The 2799-nt window shown below is 46.7% G+C and carries 2 protein-coding genes; one reads left to right on the top strand and one right to left on the bottom strand.

Features of this window, described 5'->3' with window-relative positions; all coding sequences use genetic code 11:
* Window positions 1-490: 490 nt before the first annotated feature.
* Window positions 491-1522, bottom strand: coding sequence for a lamin tail domain-containing protein (locus tag IID12_10275; GenBank protein ID MCH8289469.1), 1032 nt, complete (start codon window positions 1520-1522; stop codon window positions 491-493).
* Between the two features lie 462 nt (window positions 1523-1984).
* Here IID12_10275 and IID12_10270 point away from each other — a divergent pair, with 462 nt between their 5' ends.
* The gene (locus IID12_10270) at window positions 1985-2671 is read left to right on the top strand and encodes a CvpA family protein (protein MCH8289468.1); all 687 of its coding nucleotides are present in this window, start codon (window positions 1985-1987) and stop codon (window positions 2669-2671) included.
* Window positions 2672-2799 lie beyond the last annotated feature (128 nt).

Below are 2799 nucleotides of genomic sequence, written 5' to 3'. Positions count from 1 at the left end.
AAATCGATGTTTTCTCTCTTTAGCAAAGCAACATCGCCAGCCCTAAGACCAGTATAAAGCAGAAACATATAGTAAGTCTTCCACCCGCCTGCTCCCTTGAAGATGATTTCGAGATCAATCGGCTCTAAAAGGCGATGTCGTATAGATGGGATTATTTTAGGAAGAGTTGGGCAAGCCGGAGCTCGCTATAGAAAACTATGAAGCACTCCTTGACCTATGGAAAGATGCCGACGAAGAAATCCCAGAACGTAGAGATACAATAAAGCGGTTAGCAGCTCTGAAACAGGAAAGTTAGATATTACCGCCTCCAAGCAAGCGATTTCGTCCAGACGAGGAAGATGGTGTTGTTGAAGTAAAGTAATTCTCTGAATTTCAATCCGGGGCTAATCCGGGGCTAAAATCTGGTATAACAGAGCGGAAACTGGCATAAACAGTAGGTTACCTGAAAGGGCTGGAATGCCTGTAAAACAAGGCTTAAGTGTTATAAATATTAAAGTTTTAGATACGAATTCTTTGAGTTGTACATTATCTCATTGATAACGACCATGTTTGATCCGAATGCAAGGGAGACTTCGATAAAATAACTGTCGTTTGAAGGTTTTTCATCACCTTCTATCGACGCCAATACACCTACAGTGACACTGCTCCATTTAAATTCGGTAATTTCCGCGCTGAAGAGGAGTGAATCACCCGGTTCGAGTGCAGCTGAATTCGTGAATGGGGGAAGCAGCTGCTCACCTGTCGAAAGGGCGGAGTCATTATCCGAATCAGCGAAAAAGGTGACTGTGAATTCTTCAGCAGTTTGTGTACCACGGTTTTCTATAAACGCAAAAAGAACGAACTGCTGACCGAAAGATGGGAGTTCCGGCTCGATATAAATTCGGCTCAGGGCTAAGTCGATCTCTGCCGGCGCTACGCTGTTTTTGAAACCCGGTGTGCCTTTTTGGACGGCACTGTTCGACCAGTTTAACGGATCGTCTCCGGCACTGAGGTCGATCTTTTCATCGGAGATACCCTGCCCGTTATCGATCGAGTAGGTGTACTCCGCAATTACGCTGCTGTCGGGCGCAAAGAGAGTTATGGTTTCCGGCGCTGAGTTCAGGAGTCCCTTAAACCCGAAAGTAACGCCGTCAATCGTGAGTATGAGCGCTTCCGGCGGAATCAACGAATCATACTCCGTTGAGTTCCCGAAATAACCGTTGTCGAGAATTATACCGTACTGAGCCGGCGCGAGCGTTTGACCCCACCCTGCGTCGATTATCTCATCGCTCGCCGTTCCGTCTCCGACGAACCAGCCGGTCAGGTTAGCTACAGAATTCCCCGCATTGTAAATTTCTATAAACTCATCGAAATTTTCATTCCCTGACGGGTTGAACATCACCTCGCTCAGGACTATCTGATCCTGCGCTGCGGCATAACTAAAAGTGGTGACAATAATGAGGCATTGAAACGATAGAGAAACGAACCGTGATAATCGGTAAAAAGCAAGCGGCATACGGACAAAAGTCCGCCCGGCGGGCATAATAAATCAAGTCTTTTGTGGTGGCAAGGTTATTTAGTTAATAGGATAATTTCTTAGACAAGTCAAATATTAAGTCAGGGCTTGCACGCCCTGAATCCGGACTGGATTCTTCGTCCGCCAGCTGGCGGACTCAGAATGACGTCAGTGCGAGTCATCCGGCAGCTGCCGGATGACCGCAACTACTTTAAGTCTAAGGCGTCATGGCAAGCCATGACTGCCACTCAATCTTTGCAAATGGATATACTCATATTTTGTCTTTGATAGGATTATTCAGAATAATCGATTCTTTCATCCCTTATCTCACATCGTTCTCAATCGGATCCTCCCATAGGTTCCCAGCTGATATTTAATTTCGGATTAAGCCTGTAATTTGTAATGACGAGCGAATTCCTTTTCGCTTGCAAGGGAAGGGGAGATTTTCTAATTTGTGGTAACTTTAAAAGGTAAACTTTCGGGAGTCGATTGCAGCACCTATCGGTTGACAGCATAATCATAATCGCGCTTGGATTCTTTGCGTTCAAGGGGTTGCGTAAGGGTCTGATACTTGAAGTATTCAAGCTCATAGGGATGTTCGGAGGATTTCTTATGGCGGCGAAATTCTTCAGCGGGGGAACGGGGATCATTATAAAACAGTTCGGGGTCGGTCCGAACGTAGCGGCGGGTCTGAGTTTCATTCTCATATTCGTAGCAGTTGCCGCTACGGCTCGATTTATTGCGGTTGCGATAAAAAAACTCCTGGAGTTCAGCATGCTCGGCTGGGTTGATAGGGGCGGTGGAGCGCTTTTCGGAGCGTTAAAAGCGTCTTTCGTGATCAGCTCGGTGCTGCTGGCTATCTCGTTCATTCCGGGTGATTTTTCAAGTAACCTCGAAAAAAAATCGAAGTTCTACACGCCGATGAAAGGAATAGCGCCGATGGTTTACGACTGGATTTACGGAATTTTCCCCGATGCTCTCTCTTTTCAGGAGAAGATAGGTAAAACGATCGAGGGTTACGGTGGCACATTGACCGGGGGGATGTCCGGCGGCATGCCGAATATACCGGGCATGAAAGAGCTTGAAAAACTTCAGAACTTAGACGAGCTGTACATCAAAGGGACCGAACAGCAGAAAAAAATTGACGAACTGCTGAAAAACTATGGGAAAAATTGAGGTCTGCCCCCGTGCCGTTCTGGAAAGCTTAGACTTCCCTGTTATAAAAGAACTCCTTTCGCAGTCGATACATTCCGAAGCAACTCTACCTCTCGTGGAAGCGCTCCGCCCGATATCAGACATTGCCG

The sequence above is a fragment of the Candidatus Neomarinimicrobiota bacterium genome (assembly GCA_022567655.1).
In the GTDB taxonomy this organism is placed as follows: domain Bacteria; phylum Fidelibacterota; class SORT01; order SORT01; family SORT01; genus JADFGO01.
The sequence above is the reverse complement of the archived record's forward strand: the minus strand, read 5'-3'. Positions and strand labels throughout refer to the sequence as shown.

Excerpts from the sequence above, each read along its gene's own strand:
- IID12_10275 (MCH8289469.1), bottom strand. The coding sequence starts at position 1,522 with ATGCCCGCCGGGCGGACTTTTGTCCGTATGCCGCTTGCTTTTTACCGA.